Source organism: Pseudomonas sp. C32 (assembly GCF_030417915.1).
GTDB lineage: Bacteria > Pseudomonadota > Gammaproteobacteria > Pseudomonadales > Pseudomonadaceae > Aquipseudomonas.
The window spans coordinates 74,689-97,293 of record NZ_JAUHUK010000006.1 but is presented as its reverse complement, the minus strand read 5'-3'; the positions used below and the strand labels follow the sequence as shown (position 1 = coordinate 97,293).

Below are 22,605 nucleotides of genomic sequence, written 5' to 3'. Positions count from 1 at the left end.
CGGCACAGTTTGCTACCATCCTCGCGTTTTTTTCGTCTGTACAGTCATCACGCTGTCATTTCAGCCTGTTCAACAGGATGCTTTTCCATGAGTACTTCGTATACCCGCCGAACTGTCCTGCAAGGCATGGGCTTGTTGAGCCTCGGCCTGCTCGCCGGTTGCGATGGCAGCAGCAAGCTGTCGTTCCAGCACGGCAAGGACCTCAGCGACAAGATCATGGGGCGTAATTTCAAGCTCAAGGACGCCCAGGGCGAAACGAGAATGCTGGGCAGCTATCGCGGCATGATGCCGATGATTTTTTTCGGTTTCACCCAATGCCCGGCGGTGTGCCCGACCACGCTGGCCCGTGCGGCACAGGCCAAGAAACTGATGGGACGCGACGGCGAAAGGTTGCAGGTGATCTTCATCACCCTCGACCCCGAGCGCGACACACCAGAGATGCTCGACAAGTATGTGAAGGCGTTCGACCCGAGTTTCGAAGCGCTGTACGGCACGCTGGAAGAAACCGCCGCCACCGCCAAAGAGTTCGGCGTGTTCTTCGAAAAAGTCCCGAGCGGCGATACCTATACCCTTTCCCACACCGCGACCAGTTTTGTCTTCGACTCCCGGGGCAATCTGCGCCTGGGCCTGTCCGCGTCCCTGACTGCACAAGAGTGCGCAGAAGATCTGCTCACCGTGATGGAGGTTTGCTGATATGACTACCCCACAGGCTAAAATCCGTTTCGCACAACGTTGCAAGCAACTGGCGCTGGGCTTGTCTCTGGTCGGTCTCGCCTGGCAGGTGTCGGCTCAGACTCAGGTTGATGACGCCTGGGTGCGTGCCACCGTGGCTGGCCAGCCATCGAGTGGTGCCTTCATGACATTGACGGCGAGCAGCGACAGCAAGCTGCTGAGCGTGCAATCACCCGTCGCCAAGGCAGTACAGATCCATGAATCAAGCATGAAAGACGATGTGATGAAGATGCAGCAGGTCGAATCTGTTGCACTGCCGGCGGGCAAAGCGGTGAGTTTTGATCCCCACGGCTACCACATCATGCTGATGGACCTGACCGCCCAGATCAAGGAAGGCGATCAGGTACCGTTGACCCTGACCGTCGAAGACGCCAAGGGTGAGAAAGAGATCATCCAGGTCCAGGCCATCGCCAAGGCACTCGGTACGATGGACCACAACAAGATGATGCACGACCACAGCAAGATGAATTAATACCCCGCCTGACGCTGCCCCCTCCTATCAGGTCTTGGTGACGCTTTCGTTTCATCACCAAGACCTTTTCAATATCAGGCTCAAATGAGCTTGAGCATGACGGCGATGTTAGTTACTTACGCGCCACTTTGTAGCTGACGCAATCTTCATAAAAAATCTTCCGTACCGCTTCCGGCTTCAGTCGTGAAGGGCTGTCATACGTTTGCTCGGTGATTCCCATGGCCATCATGCGCATCCATGATTTCGCGAACTTGTAGGCCTGGATTTTCTGGCGGGCGGCATATAACGAAACCCCTGAAAGCTTGAGTTCCTGTGCTCTTGCGGCCGTTCCGCCGCCCCAACTGCACATGTAATGATCATTGGAATTCAGATCCTTGCCGTGGACTGAACTCACAATTCCGGCCAAAAACAGCGGAAGTAATCTAATCCCTTTCTTGCACATTTCGACCTATCTAACCCACTGAAAACAAAGTAATTCTGAAGAGGACTTTGGACGTCATGGGCCAGCATTGTGCCTTTTCTTCAAAATCTATAAAAAAAGCTAATGGATGAGCTCAATTTCTTGCGAGTTTTCAAACCTTTGCTATAGATAACTCTCTATCTCGCCAACTAGTGAGGCAACGAAATGTCAGTCGCAAAAAAAATGAGTGTGGGGCAACTGACGATGTTGACCGCCGTCAACATGTTGGGCTCAGGGATTGTGCTACTACCGACGAAACTCGCCGAGGTCGGTGCAATTTCGATTCTTTCCTGGCTGGTGACAGCCACCGGTTCACTCGCTCTGGCCTACGCCTTTGCGCGATGCGGGATGCTCAGTCGAAAGACCGGCGGCATGGGCGGCTACGCCGAATATACCTTCGGTAAAGCCGGCAACTACATCACCAACTACACCTACGGTCTCTCGCTGTTGATTGCCAACGTGGCGATCAGTATTACTGCGGTGGGTTATATCCAGGTGTTGTTCGGGATAAAACTTGATTCACTGCAAGTGGGTCTGGCAACTATCGCACTGCTGTGGCTCACCACCTTCGCCAACTTTGGCGGCGCGAGCATCACCGGCCGTATCGGTGCCATTACGGTGTGGGGTGTAATCGCGCCGGTCGTTCTGGTGTCCACCATTGGCTGGTTCTGGTTCGACAGCAGCGTTTACGCCGCTGGCTGGAACCCGCATGACAAGGGATGGTTCGAAGCAGCCGGCGCCTCGGTGGCGATCACGCTGTGGGCCTTCCTGGGTCTTGAATCGGCTTGCGCCAACACCGATGCAGTGGAAAACCCAGAGCGGAACGTGCCAATCGCAGTACTGGGTGGCACCTTGGGGGCGGCGGTGATCTACATCGTTTCCACCAACGTCATCTTCGGCATCGTCGGCAACGAAGAGCTGGTCGCTTCCACCGCGCCGTTCGGCCTGGTGTTCGCCAAGATGTTCACCCCAATGGTCGGGGACATCGTGATGGCCGCGATGGTACTTGCCTGTATCGGTTCGCTGCTGGGTTGGCAGTTCACCATCGCCCAGGTGTACAAAAGCTCGGCGGACACCGGTTACTTCCTGTCGATCTTCGCCAAGGGCAACAAGGCTGGCACTCCGATTGTCGGCATGCTGGTGCTGCTGGCTGCGCAGACTGCTCTGGCCCTGCTCACCATCAGTCCTGACTTGAGCAAGCAATTCGACACGCTGGTCAACCTCGCGGTAGTCACCAACCTGGTGCCTTACATCCTCTCCATGGCCGCGTTGATGACCATGCAAAAAGTCTCCAATGTGCCGGAAAGCAAGGCACTGGCGACCAACGTTATTGCCTTGATCGCAGCGGCTTACAGCTACCTGGCACTTTACAGTTCCGGTGAGCAGGCAATGATGTTGGGCGGCGTGGCAACCATCTTCGGTTACACCCTGTTCGGCTTCGTCAACAACCGTCTGATCCGCCTTGAAGCACTTAACAACAGCGTACCGACGCAAACCGTCAGCGCGCAGCACATTACTGGCGAGCCTGTTCCAGTGAACAGCTTGTAATCGACTCTGGAGGATCAATCATGACGGAATATAAACACTCACTCGGGATGCTGGCGCTACTGGTCAGCAGCCCGGCGGACAAGCGCACGGTGTTTGGCCGTGCCCTGGATCAACTGATCCACGACGTAGAGAGCCGAGGCGTCAGCGTACTCGCCTCGGAAAGCCTGACCGACGCCGCGTCGATCCTGCGCTCGGACCCTGCCATCCAATGCGTGATCATCCGATGGGAAATGGACACCAGCGAAGACCACGCCGACTGCACCAAGTTGCTGGTCAAGCTGCGCGAGCGCAACACACGCGTACCGGTGTTCCTGGTCAGCGACCGTACCACCGCGTCGACCATTCCGCTGTTGGTCATGCAGCACGCCGACGACTTCATCTGGCTGCCGGAAGACACCTCACGCTTCCTCAGCGGGCGCATCCTGGCGGCCATCGAGCGCTATCGTCAGGCCGCACTGCCGCCGATGTTCGGCGCGCTGGTGAAGTTTGCCCGCAACTATGAATACTCGTGGCACACCCCCGGCCATGCCGGCGGCACAGCGTTCCTGAAGAGCACCGCAGGGCGTGCGTTCTACGAGTTCTTCGGTGAGAACCTGCTGCGTTCCGACCTGTCGATCTCGGTGGGTGAACTGGGCTCGCTGCTCGATCACAGCGGCCCGATCGGTCAAGGCGAGCGCTATGCCGCCAAGGTCTTCGGTGCCCACCGCACCTACTACGTGACCAACGGTTCGTCGATGTCCAACCGCGTCATCCTCATGGCCAGCGTCACGCGCAACCAGATCGCCCTGTGCGATCGAAATTGCCACAAGTCCGCTGAGCATGCGATGACCCTGTCGGGTGCGATTCCGACCTACCTGGTGCCGACCCGCAACCGCTACGGCATCATCGGCCCGATCCTGCCGCAAACCTTGAGCGCCGAAGGCGTGAAAGCTGCCATTGCCAGCAACCCGCTGGTCAAGAAAGGCATCGACCCGACGCCAGTGCACGCGATTATCACCAACTCCACCTACGACGGCCTGACCTACAACGTCACCCGCGTCGAAGATCTGCTGGGCGAGAGCGTCGACCGCCTGCACTTCGACGAAGCCTGGTACGGTTATGCGCGCTTCAACCCGCTGTACAGCGGTCGCCATGCCATGCACGGCAACCCGTCCGATCACGACAAGTCCAAGCCGACCGTGTTCGCGACCCAGTCGACCCACAAGTTGCTGGCCGCGTTGTCTCAGGCATCGATGATCCACGTGCGTGATGGCCGTAACCCGATCGAGCATGCGCGCTTCAACGAGTCGTACATGATGCACGCCTCGACCTCGCCGAACTACGCGATCATGGCGTCCTGCGACGTCAGCTCGGCAATGATGGAAGCGCCGAGCGGGCAGATCCTCACCAACGAATCGATCGAAGAAGCGATCAGCTTCCGCCAGGTCCTTTCGCGCATGCACAACGAGATGCAGAGCAAGAACGACTGGTTCTTCACCTGCTGGCAGCCGCCGACCGTGCAAGTGGGCGCCTCGACCGTACCGTTCCACGAAGTTGACCCGGTGCAGCTGAAAACCGATCCGAACTGCTGGGTCTTGCACCCGAATGCGGTTTGGCACGGCTTCGGCGACATCGAAGACGGTTACTGCATGCTCGACCCGATCAAGGTCTCGGTGCTCAGCCCGGGCATGGGCGACGACGGCAACCTGCTTGCCACCGGTATTCCCGCTTGCGTGATTACTGCGTATCTGGGACGTCAGGGTATCGTCGTGGAGAAAACCACCGACTTCACCATCCTGTTCCTGTTCTCCATCGGCATCACCAAAGGCAAGTGGGGCACGCTGCTCAACGCGCTGCTCGACTTCAAGCGTGACTACGATGACAACGCCGAGCTCGAGCTGTGCCTGCCGGACCTGTACAACGCTCACTCGCAACGCTATGCCGGCATGGGCATCAAGGATCTGGCCGACGAAATCTTCGCCGCCATGAAGAAACACAAAACCACCGCCAACATGTCCCAGGCTTTCGGCACCCTGCCCCAAGCCGAGTTCAGCCCGGTGGAAGCCTACGAAAAACTGGTGCGTAACGAGATCGAACTGGTCACCCTCGACCAGGCCGCGGGCCGTCTTGCCGCCACCGGGATCGTGCCGTATCCGCCGGGCATTCCATTGCTGATGCCAGGTGAGAACGCGGGGCCGATCGATGGCGCGCTGCTGGCGTACCTCAAGGCACTGGAAGCTTTCGACCGCTCCTTCCCTGGCTTCACCCATGACACACACGGGATCGAAGTCGAGGACGGTGTCTATCGGATGCTGGTACTGAAGTAAGTTAAACAGGCTTCACCGCAACACCTTGTGGGAGCGAGCCTGCTCGCGATAGCGATTTTTCAGTCGACTCAATGCTGACTGACATACCGCCATCGCGAGCAGGCTCGCTCCCACATTGCTTTGCGCCCCCCCAAAAAACCCTGTGGGCAAACTCAATCACAGCGCTCTATGATTGATCCTCATGACCACCACTGCTGCGATCCGCTCACCCTGCCCACCCGGCGCCTGCGACTGCGGGCGTGACCCGTTGCTGGAAACACCGGGGGCAGACCTGCGCATCCTGTTTCTGACCCGTGCCGAAGAAAAACGTCTGATCGAACGCCTGGAAAACATCCAGAGCCTGAGCGATCTTGCGCATGTGCAGCGGCGCATGTTCGAACAGTTGGGCATTCGCCTGGACATCGCCCCCGGCTTCAACGAAGTGCGCACCATGCGCGGCATCGGTATCAACATCGACGAACTGCCGGGGTTATGCCGCAAAACCCGCGCGGCCATCCCCGCCGCCATTCGCCGTGCCATGGAAAAACGACCGGAAATTGCCTACGACCTGCTTAACGCCAACGACCTGTTGCGCGATGCCTGACGGGCCGAAAGAAAACCCGTTAAAAAAACCAGCATTCATCGGTAAGTCTTACTGGCGATTTTGTCGTAAAAATCTACGCTCACTGCGGGGGACAACACATTTGATGCGTTGTCGGTAATTGATGCTTGGGGGAGCAGACGCCATGCAGAAGAAAACACTCGCATTGCCCGTCTTCACCCTGCTCGCCCTTTACGGCCAACACGCCTGGGCGGGCGGCATCATGCTGTATGAAATCGGTACCGATAACGCAGGCCTGGCCAACGCCGGTGCCGCGGCCCGCGCACAAGGCCCCTCGACCATCGCCAGCAACCCGGCGGTGGTGCCCAGCTGGGGCTTCGGCGCCAATGTCGGGGTGATCTTTGCCCCGCAACCCGGCACACGCATCGGTCTGGCGTACACCCGCCAGGTCGACCTGGATTTCAAAGACAAACCCTACGTCAAGGGCGATGGCCGATTGCTGGAGCGCGTGAACAACACCAATACCGAACTTGACACAAAGGTGCCGCAAACTGTCACCCTGAGCCTGTTCCAGCAGCTGGATCCGCAATGGGCGTTATTGGCCTCGGCCAACTGGCAAGACTGGTCGGAATTCGGCGACATCGGTGTCCAGGTCGACACCACGGCATTGGGTTCGCAATCGAGGTCCGTCGATGCCGGTTTCAAGGACACTTGGCATCTGTCGCTGGGCGCGCAATACCAGGCGACCCAACAACTGTTGTGGAACGCCGGCGTGGCCTACGACAGTAGCGCTGTCTCGGACAGCGACCGCAGTGTTATCGTGCCGATGAATGAATCCTGGCGTATCGCCACCGGAGCCACTTATGCTCTGAACAAGGATACCGATGTCAACGTCAGTTGGGCCATGGTGTGGCTGGGTGACATGCCGGTGCAACAGACCAAGGCGTCGGGTAATCAGCTTTCCGGTCAGTTCGACAATGCATGGATTCAAGCCTTGACGGGTAACATGACCTGGCGATTTTGATGCGTTGCAAACCTATAAGAACGTTTTTTCCATGGAGTAAACACAACTATGATCTTGTCCCGAAAATTGCTTGTCGGCGCCACAATGGCCGGGCTGTTGCTTGGTGGTTGCACCTCGAAAGTCACTCAAACCGAGCAGTACTCGGGTTACCTGCCCAACTACAACAACCTGCAGGAAGTCGAAACGCCGAGCGGCGGCAAAGCGATGCGCTGGGTGAGCCCGTCGTGGAACCCGAATGCCTATGACACGGTGGTGTTCAACAAACTGGAACTCTATCCAGCCCCCAAGCCGGATGAGCGGGTCAACCAGCAGACGCTGACCGACATCCAGAACTACATGACCACCAAGGCCAAGGACACTCTGGGTCAGAAGTACCGCGTAGTCACCAGCACTTCATCCTTGCAGAAGGGTTCCAAGCCCCTGCTGATGCGTGCGGCGATCACCGGGGTGAATGCCGAAAACGAAGGCATGAAATGGTATGAAGTGGTACCCATCGCTGCAGTGGTAGGGGCAACACAGGCCGCCACTGGCCACCGCGATCAGGACAGCACCTTGTTCATCGAAGCCGAGTTTATCGATGCAAAAACCAACCAGACCGTAGCCAAGGTCGTGCGTAAAGTGTTTGGCTCCACGCTGGAAAACGAAAGCCAGAAGATCACCGCACAGGACTTCAAAGCGGCGATCGACAAGCTGGGCACTGACATGCAGGCGTTCATCAAGTAACAACGTACTTGTGGCGAGGGAGCTTGCTCCCGCTCGACTGCGTAGCAGTCGCAAAGCGGTCGACCGCAATTGGGGCTGCTGCACAGCCCAGCGGGAGCAAGCTCCCTCGCCACACAGTTTCTCGCCGGTCTCAGGATTTCGCCATGCCGATCCGCCGTCGCATCTCGGCAGTAATCGCCTGGCGCGTCTTGCGCAGGTCCGCCCACGGCGCATCCCCCACCTCTGCCAGCCGTTCATGCACGTTGTGCACGTTCCACTGATTCCCTCCCTTCAGTTCTTCCACTTCCTCCCGAAAGATCGGCACCGACACCGGCAGCCCTTCGCGAGTGCGTACGGCGTATGCGCAAATGGTGGTCGCGCCCAACCCGTTGCGCAGGTAATCGATAAAGATCCGCCCTACCCGGTTCTTGGGGCCAGACACCGCCGAGAAACGCTCCGGCAGCAACGTAGCCATATGGCGGACAATCGCGTGGCTGAAGTCCTTGACTGCGTCCCAGCCCAACTTGCGGGTCAACGGCACCACGATGTGAATGCCCTTGCCGCCGCTGGTTTTCAGAAAGGCCTTGAGCCCCAGCTCATCCAGTACCGAAAGCGTCAACTGGGTCGCTTCGACCATGCGCTTCCACGGCAATGCGGGGTCCGGGTCGAGATCAAGGACAAAGCGATCCGGTTTGTCGAGATTGTCCGAGGTTGCGTTCCAGGTGTGCAGTTCCACGGTGCTCATCTGCACCGCACCGATCAGTGCTTCAGCGCTGTTGATGATCATGATCGGCTGGCCGGTGAGCGCTTTGTCCAAAGTGGTCATGCCGGGAATCGCGAGGCGCTCGGCGTTTTTCTGAAAAAACAGTTCACCCGCGATGCCGTCCGGCGCACGGACCAGTGCCACCGGGCGGTCCTTGAGTTCGGGCAGAATCCATTCGGCGACGCTGGCGTAATACTGCGCCAGTTGCACCTTGGTGGTGCCGCTGCTGGCGTCAATCACCCGATCGGGGTGGGTGATGCGCACCTTGCCTTCGTCCAGGCCGGTTTGTGACGGCGCGGGGTCGACTTTGCGGCTGGCAGCGGCTGGTTTGGTGGTACTGGTTTTTTTCGCAGAGGACGTTTTCACGACGGTCGGACGCTCCTCGGTGATGTCTTCGGCAGGTTTGTCATCGCGCAGGCCATGGAACACCGCGTGGCGCACGGCCCCGTCCTTGGTCATTTCGGCGAAGGCCACTTCGGCCAATAATGTGGGCTTGAGCCAGTGCACATCCTTGGCTTCAAAACCGCTCGGTGGATTGACCACGGCCGGTTTTTTCGTTTTCAGAGGTTTGAGTTGCTGATGAACGCTGCGCAGGGTCGCCTCGTTGAATCCGGTGCCGACCTTGCCTGCATAGCGCAACTCGCCGCTGTCGCGGTCATGCAGCCCCAACAGCAACGCGCCGAAGGCACTGCGCGAGCCTTTCGGCTCAGTGAACCCGACGATGACGAACTCCTGTCGATGTTTGCATTTGAGCTTGATCCAATCGCTGCTGCGCCGGGACACATACGCCGAACCCAAGCGCTTGCCGATCAGCCCTTCCATGCGCATCTGGCAGGCACTGTTGAGCAAGGCCTGCGGCTCTTCGGCAAAGGACTCGGAGAAGCGCAGCAACCGGTCGTCACTGGGCTTGAGCACCGTTGCCAGCGCCGCCCGGCGCTCTTCGACGGGCACTTCGCGCAAGTCCACGCCGTTGAGGTACGGCAGGTCAAACAGGTAATAGACGATGTTACCGCTGCGACCGGAATCGAACGCGTTTTGCAGGGCCTGAAAGTCAGGCACGCCCTGCTCGTCCGCCACCACCATTTCACCGTCGAGCCAGGCGGATTCAAGGTCCAGCGCGGCCAACGCCTCGGCTTGTTTCGGCAGTTTGTGGGTCCAGTCGTGGCCATTGCGCGTGATGAGTTTGACTTGGTCGTGATCGATGCGAGCCATGACCCGGTAGCCGTCGAACTTGATCTCGTAGCTCCATGCGCCGTCCGGGACTTTTTCCACCAGCGTGGCCAGTTCAGGTTTGATCTGATCCGGTATCTTGGCCTTTCGCGCGCCGGTCAATCGGGGGGATTGTTCTTGGGCAAGACTCGCCTTCGGTTTTTTGATCGGCTTGGGCTTGCTCGCCGCTTTCGGCTGTTTGCTGATGAGGGTGCGATCACTGAGCACGCTGTCGGGTTCGGCAACCAGCACGTCATAGTCGCTTTGCGGTCTGGCGGCGCCATCCTGATGCTTGATCAGAAACCATTGTTCTTTCTTGCCCGGCATGTGCGTGCGCACCAGGTTCCACAGGCCGCCAAGTTTCTCGCCCTGCAATTCGAACTTGAGCCGGCCCTTGGCATAGGCCTCGGCGGGATCGTCCTGGGGAACCCAGACGCCACGGTCCCAGACGATCACATCACCGGCGCCGTAATGCCCTTCGGGGATGTTGCCCTCGAAGGTCGCGTACTCCAGCGGATGATCTTCGACATGCACGGCCAGGCGCTTGACCTTGGGGTCCAGCGAGGGCCCCTTGGGCACCGCCCAACTTTTCAGGGCGCCATCGAGTTCCAGGCGAAAGTCGTAATGCAGGTGCGATGCGTCATGCTTCTGGATGCAGAACTGCAACGCATGGACCTGGGCGGATTTCCTGCCTGTGCGCTTGACGGCGGCGGGCTCGGACGTCGCCGAGAAGTCGCGCATGCGGTTGTAGTCATCGAGGTTTCGGGTCATGGCTCACCTGCTGCTTGCGCCAAGACGTTGAATCAAAACGTCTCTCCTAAGCAGCAGAGCAAACCCCGGGAGCAATAATTCCATCGGCGTTGAAATTGCCCGGACAGACGGGCCTGTGGGGGGAAGTCCGTCCGGCGCCTGCAGACCTATACTCAACCCCTGCAGCCCCTTCCGTTGGAGAGCCGTCATGCGCCAGGTCCACGTCATCGAAGCCGGGACAGTCCCCCGCCCCGTCATTGTCGTTGGCGAGACGATTACCGTCCTTGCCGGTGGGGACTTGAGCAAACCCTTTGAGGTGCATATCCAGGAAGGCGTGCAAGGAGGCGGACCACCGCCTCACTTTCACCCGTGGGACGAGGCGTTTTATGTCGTTGACGGCGAGGTCGAGGTGACCGTCGAAGGCCAATCGACCACCGTCTCGGCCGGGGGGTATGTGCATATCCCCGGCGGGGCCATTCACGCTTACAAGAACATCAGTGGCACCGCAAAAATGATCGGCGTAGTGTCTGATTCCCGCGGCGGCCAACTCTTTACGGCGCTGGACCGACTCAAGGTGCCGGAAGACTTGCCTCGGATACTGGAAATTGCCGAGAGCTTCGGGGTTACGTTTCTGGCTCCCAAACCGTCCCCGTAGCAGCCTGCGGCAGATCCTACGCGACACCGCCCTTGGCCTGCTGTTCCAGATGCACTTGCAGATCCGGATCGATGTTCAGCGCCGCTGCCAGCTCATCCAGATAATTGCGTTCCGCAGCCTGCTGATCGTCAACCAGCATGATGCTGGCCAGGTACATTTCCGAGGCTATGCCCGGATCCGTTGCCGACTGCGCGACGTCATTGGCGTCCAAAGGTTTGGCGACTTCATCGTCGAGCCATTGCTGCAGGTCCGGGTCATCGGTATGGCGGCCGATTTCGGTGCTGATCATCTGATGCTCGGCCTGATCGATCCGGCCATCGGCTTTAGCCGCCGCAATCAATGCCCGCAAAATCGCATGGCTATGTTCTTCAACTTCCGGACCGGCCAACAGATCAACCGTGCGCGGCGCCTCCTGTGGGGCCGACGCCTGGCTGCGTTGCCAGGCCTGATATGCCTGGAACGCCATCATCCCGAGGGACGCCAGCGCTGCGTAATTGGTGCCACCACCAGAGCGGGTTTGCGGCGCCCCACCCATCGGCGAACCGCCGCCGAGCAAGCCACCGAGCAAATCGCCCAGACCTCCACCGCTGCTGCCGCCCGTAGCGCCAGTTCCGCCGCCACCCAGCAGCCCGCCGAGCAATCCACCCAGATCGCCGAGCCCGCCTTGAGCCGACGCGCCACCGCCGCGCTGTTGTGCTATCGAGCCTTGGCCAGCTCGCAGTAGTTGTTCAAGCAGATCGCTGGTGTTCATGACTTCGTCCTCTTTGAAGGGATTGATCCAGTCAGGCAACGATAGTCCTCGCCGGCAAATGTGCCACCACCGCTGGGCCGGGGTGCTTTTTTGCGCAACAGCCAGGATTCAGACGGTGAACCTTACCCCCGGATATCCGGTCGATACCTGCAACCCGACCGGTTTGCCGCCGCCCCGCTACAAAGGGTGATAACTGGCTTGCTTCATTTTCTGGAGAACGCCCCCGTGATTTCGACTCTACACATCGCCAGACTCAAAGCATGGGGCGCCCATGGCTTCACCGCCACAGGCGTGGTCACAGCCTTCCTCGCGACCCTGGCCCTGCTCGACAACCAGCCGACCCACTGCCTGCTGTGGCTGGGGGTTGCGCTGATCGTCGACGGACTGGACGGTGCCCTGGCGCGCAAGGTCAATGTGCAGTCGGTGTTGCCGAGTTTCGATGGTTCGATCCTCGACCTGGTGATCGATTACCTGACCTACGTGTTCATCCCGGCGCTGTTCATCTATCGCTATATCCCGTTGCCGGATTACACCCTGTTGCTGACCGTGTCGCTGATTCTGGTGTCGTCGCTGTTCTGCTTCTGCAACGTCAACATGAAAAGCAAAGACAACTACTTCCAGGGCTTTCCTGCAGCCTGGAACGTCGTTGCCCTGTGCCTGTACATCATCGATCCGTCGCCGTGGATCACCTTTCTCAGCGTTATTGGCCTGGCCCTGCTGACGGTCACCCGGATGAAGTTTCTGCACCCGTTCCGCGTTCGCCGTTTCATGCCGATCAACATTGCCGTGACCGCCATCTGGCTGTTGTGCAGCTTGTCACTGGTGATCAACCATCCACTTATCAACCCGCTGGTAATGGGGCTCTGGCTGTTGATGTCGGGCTACTTCCTCGGGATCTGCATCTGGCGCACAGCACTGGAGTGGTTCGACGAGTCGCCGAAGGGATAACCCTATGCCTATCCATATTGTCCAACTCGGCTCTCCCCGCCGCCCCGATGAAGGTTTGCGACTGGGCACGGTGCGCCGCCCACCCCGCGGCGTACCGAAAACCGAATTCGCCAGCCGGGATTTCTACGATGTCTGGCAACCGTTGCTATCGCCCAGCGCGGACCTGGTGGCGGAGGCAAAAACCGCGCAAGACGCCAAGGCCTGGGAACATTTCAAGCGCAAGTTCAAGTCTGAGATGAACCAGCCTGCGGCCAGCCAGATGCTTGATCTACTGGCCGCACTGTCACACCAGACTTCATTCGCGGTGGGCTGCTATTGCGAGGATGAAGCGCATTGCCATCGGTCGGTGTTGCGTGAGTTACTGCAAGTAAGGGGGGCGCAAGTTTTATAAAGCGCAACGAACGCCCAATGACCGCTTTAACATTCGGTGCACTACACCTCATCAGGATGACTGAGGTATGCCGCATTTCTTTCCTTGATATTTATATTGAACAACAACGGCCTCGCCCCCTTGTTGGCTATGTACACATACGGAGATTCGATTCTTCTTTGCACATGAAGCAAACCCTCGTCCCTGGGCCGAAGATATATATTTGACCAATCGGATTTTATTGCGCTCAGGGTCACAGGAATGCCACGCTCGTTGATCAGGTCAAATGTGCTCGCCCCCTCTGACTCGTAAGCGCCAAAAAAGTCTTGATCGCTCATGCTCAGACACTTGCCGTAGTAGGGTCCCGGACTTCGGATGTAGAGCCTGTATGCCGTCCCGGTAAACCTGAAGTACAACGTGAGTCGCGGCCTGGCGTCCACCGGAACGTCCGCCCGCAATCCAAGAAAATGCGAGTCATCTCGGGTTTGCGGCCTTCCCGTAAAAAAACCGCCACTGAAATCACTCACGCTAACAATCGCTGGCCTTGCATGTATGTAATCCAAAAAGTGCAACAGTGTGTTGGGGGTGCCAATGGTCGCAATAAAAGATTGCTGTCGATCCGTACTCATCCAGTACCTCTTTATTATCCGATATGAAATTTATTAACGATGGCGCAAGCAACACATAAAAAGCTGCCATTGCCATATCAGAATAAAAGGAGAGAAGAACACAAGAACAGCAAATTTTATAATCAATATATTCAGATTATTTCCCACGTTACGTGAAGCACTATTCAAACTACAAACACTGCCTACAACAGCATTTTTATTCGCTGGAATACCGCCTGCGAGCGCTGACCGCCGCAGGCAGCATTTTTTATTTCACTGGTCTCAACGCCGAGTTATCACCACCTCCAGATACTCACTGGGCACCACCAGCGACTGGTCCCCCGCCCGGTTCAGCCGGCTCAACAGATCGGTCAAATCCGCCTCCAGAGCCGTGGCACCCTCGGGCGGCAGGGCCGCGAAGGCCTTGTGCACCGGGCCGTACCATTCACGGAAGGTGTCGATGAAATGCGCGGCCGAGCGATAGCGGAAATTGAAGGTGCGGCGCGTGACCTGAAGCAGAAACTCACGTTCGTTAAAGTGCTCGTGCAGCCAGGCTTCGGTGCCCCAGCGTGAGGGCGGCTGTGCGCCTGGTGGGGGTGGCAGGTGCTGGCCAAGGGTCTTGAACATCTGGCCGACGAAACCTTCGGGCGTCCAGTTGGCTAGCCCGATCCGGCCTCCCGGCCGACAGACCCGCGCCAGTTCTGACGCAGCTTTGGCCTGATCAGGCGTAAACATCACGCCGAAGGTGGACAGCACGGCATCGAAACTGCCGTCCTCGAAGGGCAAGGCTTCAGCGTCAGCCACTTGAAAGCTGACATCCAGGCGCTCCGCCCTCGCCCGCTCTTCACCGCGTTCAAGCAAGGCGCTCACATAGTCGGTAGACGTAACCTGGCAACCACGACGCGCCGCGGCGAGTGTCGCGTTGCCGTTGCCGGCGGCGACGTCCAGCACGCGCTCGTCGCACAACAGGTCGCAGGCTTCGGCCAGCTGCTCGCCGACAATCTGCAAAGTGGTACCGATTACCGCATAGTCGCCGCTGGCCCAAGAGGCCATTTGGCGGTTTTTCAGGGCAGTCAGATCAATGGGTGTGCTCATGGCGACGATCTCTGCGTGGAAACATGAATCGAAGATGACGGGGTCTATTCCGCCGTTGTGGGATCGATGATGTTCATGACCTGGGAAACGCGGCTGGCGGGAAACCCGCGTTCAATAACGAACTTTGGCATGGCAACCTCTCATTATTGTTATGGATGACAGGACCGGCATGACCCTGTAGGCAAACTATCGCGCCGCCACGGGCTGGCGTCCTGTCCGATCGTCGGCCAACCCTGCCCGATCGTCCGGAGATTTCACGTGGCGCCGCGACGCGCTCACAATCGAAGATTGCCTGCACGGGAACCGGATCGTCGGCGCGGCCCTCAATGCCCTGCACAAAAAGCCCTGTCACGCCTGGACGCTTGAAGAGCTGGCCCGCACCACCGGCACGTCCAGATCCCTGCTGGCCGAACGGTTCCAGCAATTGGTGGGTGTTTCGCCGATGCAGTACCTGACGCAATGGCGCATGTTGCTGGCGACCAAGGGCCTGACGGTTTCCCACGGTGATGTTCGGGTTACCGGAAATTTCAGCGGCGAATCTCGGAACAGGCCTACAGCCAGCACGAGACCTCTTCAGTAACGTCCAGCGACTTCAACTTCAGGATGAACAAAGACGCTGATGGCTCGCAATTGGATTGGCGGAAATGGCAGCGCTACGTCACTCATCAGTCGACTGGGCGGAACGTTGACCACCGCACCGACGGACTTGAAGATTCTCGCCGCGGTACTCATACCCGACCCAACCTCACCCGACCGCGCGCGATACACCCCTGATCAGTACGCCACACTCACTACCGCCCGCACCCGGGTACGTGTTCACGTTGAGCGTCTTGCGGATGATTCGATCCGCGCCTATGGGTTCTACACAGGAAAACACAGGGATTGGGAAAATATCCCCGTCGTCGCGGCCATCGCTGAGGGCGAGCAGTTTGTCGCGCAATTGGGTCAAGGCATCAAGCTGATCCTGACACCTGGCACCACGCCAATCCCAGTCCTGAAAAGCACTCATAGACAGCACAAAAACGGATGTTGATCACCTGAGCCACTGTTCAGAAGACTGGATAAATCCTTAGTCACGAAAAATGGCTCAGCGTGCAAACGCTCTGAGCCATTGATCTTGCGTGCTATGCAGCGTCGGGTGCCGTGGCGCCTTGCCTGGCCTCCTCCAACAACTGCTGAATCATCTTCTCCTGTTCGTCATAACGGCCTCGCCGAAGTGGCAGTTGATGCAGTCGAAAGTCCAGAAGTCCACCAGCACCACTTTGCCTTTGAGCGATTCGTTGGAGAGCGCTGGCGAGTTGAGCCATTGCACGGCGCCGGCCAACGACGGCATCGCGCCACGAGCATTGTCCCCGGCGCTGTCCGCCTTGACCTTGCTGACGATGTAATTGACAACTTTCGGCACGGTTTCCAGCACGCCATTTTTGACGCGGCCGATCCCTTCAGAAGAAGTGTTGGCCAGCAGCACGTCGCCTGCACCTGGCTGGCCGTGAGAATCGCCATCCGCCCCCACGCCCTGCGCCGGGTATTGGTCAACCTGACGGACAACGCATTGAAGTTCGCTGGCGCCGCTGAGCTGAACGTGGAAACCCGATCCGACGGCAGCCTGTTGATCACCGTCATGAACCGCGGCCCTGGGATTGCCGAAGAAGAATTGAAGCAGGTCATGCAACCTTTCTACCGCGTGAAAAATTCGCGCAACCGCAGCACCGGCGGCACGGGGTTGGGGTTGGCGATTGGTGGGGCGTTGACGTTGAGCCATCGTGAGGGTGGCGGGTTATGCGCAGAGCTCAAGCTTGTGTTGCGTAACTGAAGTTATCACTCTCGACCACTGATCACCCCTGTCAGATCTGACAGTAGCCAGATCCCCCTTGCTGTTGTGCAATGTCCCCCCACAGCATCAACGAGACACGCCAATGAACCTGCTCGAATCAGTGACCCGAGCGTGCACGCGACTGGCGCCAGGGGGATGGCATTCGTTGTTGCTCAATCATGGCCTGGACATTTTGGCCCAGCCGCTCGACGTCGAACTGAACAAGCCGTTGACCATCGATCGTCGTCTGCCAGGCTTTGAGGATTTCTCCAGTGACGGCATCCGGGCGATTGAATCTGCTCAGCCATCGCGTAGTTTGCTGTATCACGCCCTCGCCTCTCCCGGAGTCACGCTCGACGCCGGTGGCCTGCCTCTGCAACGGTTTCCCACGCCTGCCGAAATTGAAGCTGTTCTCAACTTTGTCTTCGGCGTAAATCCACCCACACTCGAAGATCTCCGGCAAAAAGCCGATGGTGCTCCCTTGGCGCTGGCGGTGTTTGCCAGCGAATACCGCTGCGCCGCTGACACTGTGCACGGTCAACACGCCGACTTGTGCTTCTCCCGCACCGGCATCGCCCGCGTGGGTACCGCTGACGCACGCTACGATCCTGAACTGCGCAGCTTCCTGCCCTTCGTCGAAGATGACGCGTACGGTATCCGGGTCATGCCCGTGCGTTACAGCGCCTATATCGCCATGCAACACAAGGGAGACGCCGAACGTTTCGGGCCGATGGATTTACAGGACGGCATTGATCACGAGCTGGACTTCTGGGTGCCGCTGCACAAGGTGTTCGAAGGTCCGCAGTGCCTGGCCGGGATGGATTTGATACTTGAGCTGGATACTCATCACATCAACGAAAAGCTACGGCACATTCATCTACGCCATAACGACACGGGCTGGCAGGAACCGGAAATCAGCCAGCCGCCATTCGTCATCACCGAAGGCCTGGCTAACTGGGCGATACAAGCAGACCTTGGGCCGGGCTTGCTGCTGCCACAGCCCAAACCCCGGCTGGTCGAACCGGTCTTCCACCAAGGCGAACCCTTGTCTTTCCAGATGCCGCCGGACACCGGCGGCATGATTCATGGACGCCATAAGGTAGGTGAGGATGGAAGCATCGAGGATTTGAATGACCGGGAAGATGTGGACGGAATCGTCAAGGCGGGCGGCTATCGTGCACTGCACTATCATGACGGTACGGCGGACGGTTGGGTCCGGGCTCGCAGCCCTTCACTGGAGATTTTCACTCCTTCGGTAGCGGCCTATTCGGTCATTGGCGCTCCGGATTTCTTCCCGTTCTGCAGCCAGCGTCAACTCAAACGCTGGGCCGATCGCGTCCTGCCCGGTGAAGCGATCTGGCATACCAGGCTGGATGCATTGTCGAATGTGCGGCATTGCGCCAACTTGAATCTGAAGGATCAACCGTTTTCGACGGAGGATCGCGGGGTCACGGCAATAGTGGGATTGCCCCGTGAAGCGGGCTCGACATCGACAGCAAACATCATCGCGACTGTTGCCCGCCCCTCCTCGTTGCCGGATGCCGCGGCCGGCGTCTTCGGCCCGGGCTGGGAAGTCGGAAACGATCGCCAACAAAGCGGAACAAACGACCGGTCACTTGTGGGATACAAGATGGCCAGCCCGTTTACAGAAGATGCGCGTATCTGCGCGGCCCTGGGCTCCTACTGGCCAGGTGTGGCTCCGGATTCGGCGCGTACCTTTGAGCCGCGGAGGAGCCTTCATTCCATCATCCCGTTGACAGACGAGGAAAACGGGGAAAAAGGCATAGCCTGGGATGGGCAGCGCGGGCCGCAGTTGATCAATGATGCGGGCCACTGGATCGCTCAATACTTCGCCTACGATTACACCGACTACACCCGGGTGGCGCTTGATGGGGGTTTCAGCCTGCAAACGACCGGCAACACCACGGCTCAAGCGTACACAGACCGCGTGCTCTCGATGCATCGTGTGTACAACGTGCTGGGGATCAGTGCCAAAGACAAACGCAATTCGTGGCCGTTGCTGTCTTTTATTCTCGTGCAGCGGCCCGATCTCGAACTCGAAGCAGCCCAACAGGAAGCCGGATTGCAACTGAGCGGATGGGTGCACCGCTTTCAAATGTATAAACACGGAATCATTTGGACCCCGGAAAAAAACTTCAAACTGCGCAACGTAGAAATCCTCCGTCAGGTAAGCCTGTTCGTCAGTGCCGGAGCGATCTTGATCAAACACGAGTCGTCGCCCTGGCAGATTGCCCTTGAATCATTTTGATGTGGTGGTGGTCGGCGGCGGCCCGTCAGGCAGCGCGGCGGCGATCAGTTGTGCGCAACGCGGACTGCGAGTGGCGCAGCTCGAAGGTCGATGCTTTCCAAGGTTTCGACCGGGGGAAAGCCTGCATCCGGGTATTGAACCGCTGCTGCGGCAACTCGGGGTGGCTGATCTCCTATGCAAGGATGCGATCCGCTTTACCGGCCAGTGGGTGCAGTGGGACGGTCCGCCTCGCTTCAATGGTTTTGGCGGGGATGACGCCAAGCCCTGGCAAGGTTTTCAGATTACCCGGGCAAGGCTCGACTCTGTATTGCTGCAACAGGCCGTGGGGCTGGGAGTTACCGTGTTGCAGCCTTGCCAGGCCCGGGGCCTGTTGACGCGTAACCGGCGAGTGATCGGCTTGCAATCCGATGCAGGTTCTCTGCTTACACCCTACGTGATCGATGCCAGCGGCGCGACGGGCTGGCTGAACCGACATTACCCGTCGGCACTGCGTCGCCATTCGCCGCTGTTGATTGCCCGATACGGCTACCACAAAGGTTGCATACATCCCTACGAACAAGCCCCGCATCTGCTCGCCGACCTCGATGGCTGGACATGGATAGCCCGGGTGGACGATCGGGTGTTGCACTGGACACGCCTGTGTTTCGACAAACGATCACACCTGTTCCGAACCGTGCCTGAACGCCTGCAGGTGTTGCCCACCGTGGGGCCGGTTCGTGGGGCCGATGTGAGCTGGCGTATCAGCACGTCGCCTGCCGGTGCCGGCTTTTTCAGGGTGGGCGATGCGGCCTGTGTTCTCGACCCCGCAGCTTCGCACGGCGTACTCAAGGCATTGATGACTGGCATGCAAGCCGCGCAGGCAGTGTTCGATTGCCTTCAGCAACCATGGCTCGAAAGCGAAGCGCAAGCTCAGTACAGCCAATGGATCAGCGAGTGGTTCGAGCGTGATCTCACGCAAATGCGCCACTTCTACAGCACGCACCCCCACCCTCCTGATTGGTTGGGCAACACGTCGGGCTGATAACCGGGTCCGCCCAACTGCACCGGCCACTCGTACCCTGACGGCCAGGCCAGCGGCGATATCCGCAAGGGCTGATCCAGCAACAACCCGGCATCGGTGGCAGGCAATGGCTCGGCATCGGACTGTTGCAGCGCCATTTCCACCCATTCGTAGTGTGCCAGTTCCACCATGAATGACGGCCAGGGACCGTCGGCCAAAGCCTGGGGTTCAGCGGCGAGAAACTCGACACACCACAATCCCCCCTGTAGGAGCGAGCTTGCTCGCGATGGTCGTTAACGCTGACGCGTGTCTACTGAATGAACGCAGCGCTCTTGAGTCCATCGCGAGCAAGCTCGCTCCTACAGAGTTCGGTGCCGGTCACGGAACTGTCGCTTTCGTCGCTCCAGCCCGCGCAGTACAACGCCCGAACTAAACTTAAGGCACACAGGACGGGCTTGGCGTCCTGCACATTCCTACGACCACCGCCCAGTGGCGAAGGCCAGGCGAACCATGCCTCTGGACCGTGATCCTGCTAAAGGAGCACACGTGATGGACGAGGCCAGACTCAATGACTTCATGGGCAAACTGGTCAATGACATGGGCGGCGCGGCAATGCTGGCCAATGTCATCGTCGGCGAGGAGCTCGGTCTGTACCGGGCCATGGCCGACAGCCAGCCGATCACCCCTGAAGCCCTTGCCGAAAAAACCGGCTGCAACCCCCGACTGGTGCGCGAATGGCTCAGCGCCCACGCCGCTTCCGGCTACATGGAACACGCCGACGGTCAATTCCGCCTCCCCGAAGAACAAGCCCTGGCCCTGGCCATCGAAGACTCACCGGTCTACATCGCTGGCGGTATCGGCGTGGTCGCGTCGTTTTTCCACGATAAGGACAAACTGGTCAACGCCATGCGCGGCAACGGCGCCCTGGCCTGGGGCGATCACCATCCGTGCATGTTCAGCGGCACCGAGCGATTCTTCCGGCCTGGCTACAAAGCGCACTTGATCGCCAAATGGCTGCCGGCCCTCGACGGTGTCGTGGCCAAACTCGAGGCGGGGGCCAAAGTGGCGGACATCGGCTGCGGCCATGGTGCCTCGACGGTGATCATGGCCCAGGCGTTCCCGGATTCGCGCTTCGTCGGGTTTGACTACCACGCGCCCTCCGTCACCGTGGCCACCCAGCGCGCCGAAGAAGGCGGCGTGGGCAACCGGGCGCGGTTCTTCCAGGGCACCGCGAAAAGCTTCCCCGGCGATGACTATGACCTGGTGTGCTATTTCGACTGCCTGCACGACATGGGCGACCCGGTTGGCGCGGCAAAACACGCCTATGAATCGTTGAAGCCCGACGGCACGGTGCTGCTGGTAGAACCGTTCGCCAACGACTCGCTGGACGAGAACATCAACCCGGTGGGCCGGTTGTTCTACGCTGCCTCGACCTTCATCTGCACGCCGAACTCGCTGTCACAGGAAGTCGGCCTCGGGCTCGGAGCCCAGGCGGGTGAAGCGCGGTTGCGCAAAGTGTTCACCGAAGCCGGCTTTTCAAGCTTCCGCCGGGCCACGGAAACACCGTTCAACCTGATTCTGGAAGCGCGTAAATAACGCCACACTCACGATGGTGGTGGGTCAGCGACCTTGATGTATCTGGTCCATTGCCATCGCGATCAAGCTCACTCCTCCAGGGTCACAGACTCAAGAGAATCGTTGTCCCAGGTTTTCTTCTTTAAGCACATCAAACAACGCCTGTGCCGCCGCCGACAACTCACTTCCTGGCAGCGTCAACACCCCTAGCGCCCGTTCCACCACCGGGTCGCGCAAGGTAATGCAGTGCGCGCCCAGCTCACGCATCTGCCCCGCACACAACGCCGGCACCGCGCTCACCCCCAGCCCGCTGGCGACCATCCGCCCAGCCGTCGCCAATTGATGACTTTCAAACTCCACCGGCAATTTCATGCCTCGCGCCTGCAAGTGCTCTTCCAGCATCACCCGCACGGTGGACGGTCGCTGCAATGTGATGAACGGCTCCTTGAGCAACGTCTGCCAGTCGATTTCATCCAGCTCGACCAACGGCGAGTCCCGAGGCACCACCGCCACGAAGCGATCGACATACAACGGCGTAAACATCAGCGATGAGTTCTGGGTCGGTTCGAACGCCACACCCAGCTCCACCTGTCGGTCACGGACCATTTCCAGCACTTGCTCGTTGATCACGTCGTTGACCGTGACGTTGACGTTCGGATAGCGGGCGCGGAAGGTTTTGAGGATCGGTGGCAGCAGGTTGCCGGCAAACGACGGCATCGCCGCCAGGGTCACGCGGCCGCGCTGGAGGGTGAAGCGCTGGCGCAGATCGTCTTCGGCATTGTCCCAATCGGCGATCAACCGACGCGCCAGCGGCACCAGGGCTTCGCCTTCGGCAGTCAGCGCCACGTTGCGCGTGTTGCGGGTGAACAACCGCCCGCCCAGCCCTTCTTCCAATGCCTTTATGGTCAGGCTCAGGGCCGATTGCGACAGGTGCAGGCGCTCGCAGGCCACGGCAAAACTCAGGCTTTGGGCCACGGCCAGGAAAGCGCGGATCTGCTTGACGGTCATGGGTCG

At 59.1% G+C, this 22,605-nt stretch carries 20 protein-coding genes and 4 pseudogenes; 16 read left to right on the top strand and 8 right to left on the bottom strand.

Annotated features, from left to right (window positions below):
- The first annotated feature begins 87 nt into the window (after window positions 1-87).
- Entirely contained in the window at window positions 88-693 is a 606-nt protein-coding gene (locus QYH43_RS09060) for an SCO family protein (RefSeq protein ID WP_301156908.1), read from the top strand.
- Window position 694: 1 nt separating this feature from the next.
- Window positions 695-1,204, top strand: coding sequence for a copper chaperone PCu(A)C (locus tag QYH43_RS09055; RefSeq protein WP_095056842.1), 510 nt, complete (start codon window positions 695-697; stop codon window positions 1,202-1,204).
- A gap of 112 nt (window positions 1,205-1,316) precedes the next feature.
- Here the strand turns inward: QYH43_RS09055 and QYH43_RS09050 are convergent, their stop codons facing one another.
- Window positions 1,317-1,646 carry a hypothetical protein gene (locus tag QYH43_RS09050; protein WP_095056843.1) on the bottom strand — a complete coding sequence of 110 codons (330 nt, stop codon included), beginning with the start codon at window positions 1,644-1,646 and terminating at the stop codon, window positions 1,317-1,319.
- A 183-nt stretch (window positions 1,647-1,829) separates the two neighbouring features.
- Here QYH43_RS09050 and potE point away from each other — a divergent pair, with 183 nt between their 5' ends.
- The 5 genes from potE to QYH43_RS09025 all read left to right on the top strand — a co-directional run bounded on the left by potE (window position 1,830) and on the right by QYH43_RS09025 (window position 7,806).
- Window positions 1,830-3,212, top strand: coding sequence for a putrescine-ornithine antiporter (gene potE, locus QYH43_RS09045; RefSeq protein ID WP_095056844.1), 1,383 nt, complete (start codon window positions 1,830-1,832; stop codon window positions 3,210-3,212).
- Window positions 3,213-3,232: 20 nt separating this feature from the next.
- Window positions 3,233-5,518, top strand: coding sequence for an Orn/Lys/Arg decarboxylase N-terminal domain-containing protein (locus QYH43_RS09040; protein WP_095056845.1), 2,286 nt, complete (start codon window positions 3,233-3,235; stop codon window positions 5,516-5,518).
- 181 nt (window positions 5,519-5,699) lie between these two features.
- Entirely contained in the window at window positions 5,700-6,101 is a 402-nt protein-coding gene (locus QYH43_RS09035; protein ID WP_095056846.1) for a hypothetical protein, read from the top strand.
- 142 nt (window positions 6,102-6,243) lie between these two features.
- Window positions 6,244-7,083 carry an OmpP1/FadL family transporter gene (locus QYH43_RS09030; protein WP_301156907.1) on the top strand — a complete coding sequence of 280 codons (840 nt, stop codon included), beginning with the start codon at window positions 6,244-6,246 and terminating at the stop codon, window positions 7,081-7,083.
- A gap of 48 nt (window positions 7,084-7,131) precedes the next feature.
- Window positions 7,132-7,806 carry a DUF3313 domain-containing protein gene (locus tag QYH43_RS09025; protein WP_095056848.1) on the top strand — a complete coding sequence of 225 codons (675 nt, stop codon included), beginning with the start codon at window positions 7,132-7,134 and terminating at the stop codon, window positions 7,804-7,806.
- Between the two features lie 130 nt (window positions 7,807-7,936).
- On the opposite strand, the gene ligD is transcribed toward QYH43_RS09025, so the two are convergent.
- A complete protein-coding gene (gene ligD / locus QYH43_RS09020; protein WP_301156906.1) occupies window positions 7,937-10,528 on the bottom strand; it encodes a DNA ligase D in 2,592 nt (863 codons plus the stop codon).
- A gap of 187 nt (window positions 10,529-10,715) precedes the next feature.
- Here ligD and QYH43_RS09015 point away from each other — a divergent pair, with 187 nt between their 5' ends.
- The gene (locus tag QYH43_RS09015; RefSeq protein ID WP_301156905.1) at window positions 10,716-11,162 is read left to right on the top strand and encodes a cupin domain-containing protein; all 447 of its coding nucleotides are present in this window, start codon (window positions 10,716-10,718) and stop codon (window positions 11,160-11,162) included.
- Between the two features lie 16 nt (window positions 11,163-11,178).
- Here QYH43_RS09015 and QYH43_RS09010 read toward each other — a convergent pair whose 3' ends face one another.
- Window positions 11,179-11,913 (bottom strand): tellurite resistance TerB family protein, encoded by a 735-nt coding sequence (locus QYH43_RS09010; protein WP_095151449.1) that lies wholly within the window; start codon window positions 11,911-11,913, stop codon window positions 11,179-11,181.
- Between the two features lie 225 nt (window positions 11,914-12,138).
- Between QYH43_RS09010 and pcsA the strand changes: the two genes are divergently transcribed.
- Window positions 12,139-12,861: a phosphatidylcholine synthase gene (gene pcsA / locus QYH43_RS09005; protein ID WP_301156904.1), complete on the top strand. Its 723-nt coding sequence runs from the start codon at window positions 12,139-12,141 to the stop codon at window positions 12,859-12,861.
- Between the two features lie 4 nt (window positions 12,862-12,865).
- Window positions 12,866-13,252, top strand: a complete 387-nt coding sequence (locus QYH43_RS09000) for a DUF488 domain-containing protein (protein WP_301156903.1) — start codon at window positions 12,866-12,868, stop codon at window positions 13,250-13,252.
- Window positions 13,253-13,293: 41 nt separating this feature from the next.
- Here QYH43_RS09000 and QYH43_RS08995 read toward each other — a convergent pair whose 3' ends face one another.
- Together QYH43_RS08995 and QYH43_RS08990 are read right to left on the bottom strand one after the other, a co-directional pair.
- Window positions 13,294-13,569, bottom strand: coding sequence for a hypothetical protein (locus tag QYH43_RS08995; RefSeq protein ID WP_143500293.1), 276 nt, complete (start codon window positions 13,567-13,569; stop codon window positions 13,294-13,296).
- Between the two features lie 552 nt (window positions 13,570-14,121).
- Window positions 14,122-14,934: a class I SAM-dependent methyltransferase gene (locus tag QYH43_RS08990; RefSeq protein WP_301156902.1), complete on the bottom strand. Its 813-nt coding sequence runs from the start codon at window positions 14,932-14,934 to the stop codon at window positions 14,122-14,124.
- Window positions 14,935-15,232: 298 nt separating this feature from the next.
- Between QYH43_RS08990 and QYH43_RS08985 the strand changes: the two are divergent.
- Window positions 15,233-15,412 (top strand): annotated as a pseudogene (locus QYH43_RS08985) (AraC family transcriptional regulator); the annotation flags it as partial.
- Between the two features lie 141 nt (window positions 15,413-15,553).
- On the top strand, window positions 15,554-15,967 hold the full coding sequence (locus QYH43_RS08980; protein ID WP_095056856.1) for an S-type pyocin domain-containing protein: 414 nt from the start codon (window positions 15,554-15,556) through the stop codon (window positions 15,965-15,967).
- Between the two features lie 186 nt (window positions 15,968-16,153).
- Here the strand turns inward: QYH43_RS08980 and QYH43_RS08975 are convergent.
- Window positions 16,154-16,414, bottom strand: a pseudogene (locus QYH43_RS08975) (cytochrome c biogenesis protein DipZ); the annotation flags it as partial.
- A 24-nt stretch (window positions 16,415-16,438) separates the two neighbouring features.
- On the opposite strand from QYH43_RS08975, the pseudogene QYH43_RS08970 reads away from it, so the two are divergent.
- From QYH43_RS08970 to QYH43_RS08960, 3 genes and pseudogenes are all read left to right on the top strand, one after another.
- Window positions 16,439-16,747: pseudogene (locus QYH43_RS08970) on the top strand (ATP-binding protein); the annotation flags it as partial.
- Window positions 16,748-16,850: 103 nt separating this feature from the next.
- On the top strand, window positions 16,851-19,016 hold the full coding sequence (locus tag QYH43_RS08965) for a hypothetical protein (protein ID WP_095056857.1): 2,166 nt from the start codon (window positions 16,851-16,853) through the stop codon (window positions 19,014-19,016).
- Window positions 19,003-20,037, top strand: coding sequence for a tryptophan 7-halogenase (locus QYH43_RS08960; RefSeq protein ID WP_301156901.1), 1,035 nt, complete (start codon window positions 19,003-19,005; stop codon window positions 20,035-20,037). Before QYH43_RS08965 ends, QYH43_RS08960 begins: the two co-directional genes overlap by 14 nt.
- On the opposite strand, the pseudogene QYH43_RS08955 reads toward QYH43_RS08960, so the two are convergent.
- Window positions 20,013-20,264 (bottom strand): annotated as a pseudogene (locus QYH43_RS08955) (DUF2063 domain-containing protein); the annotation flags it as partial. The gene QYH43_RS08960 and the pseudogene QYH43_RS08955 overlap by 25 nt on opposite strands.
- Window positions 20,265-20,565: 301 nt before the next feature.
- Between QYH43_RS08955 and QYH43_RS08950 the strand changes: the two are divergent.
- Window positions 20,566-21,612: a class I SAM-dependent methyltransferase gene (locus QYH43_RS08950; protein ID WP_301156900.1), complete on the top strand. Its 1,047-nt coding sequence runs from the start codon at window positions 20,566-20,568 to the stop codon at window positions 21,610-21,612.
- A 90-nt stretch (window positions 21,613-21,702) separates the two neighbouring features.
- Here QYH43_RS08950 and QYH43_RS08945 read toward each other — a convergent pair whose 3' ends face one another.
- Window positions 21,703-22,599, bottom strand: coding sequence for a LysR family transcriptional regulator (locus QYH43_RS08945; protein WP_095056860.1), 897 nt, complete (start codon window positions 22,597-22,599; stop codon window positions 21,703-21,705).
- Window positions 22,600-22,605: the final 6 nt, after the last annotated feature.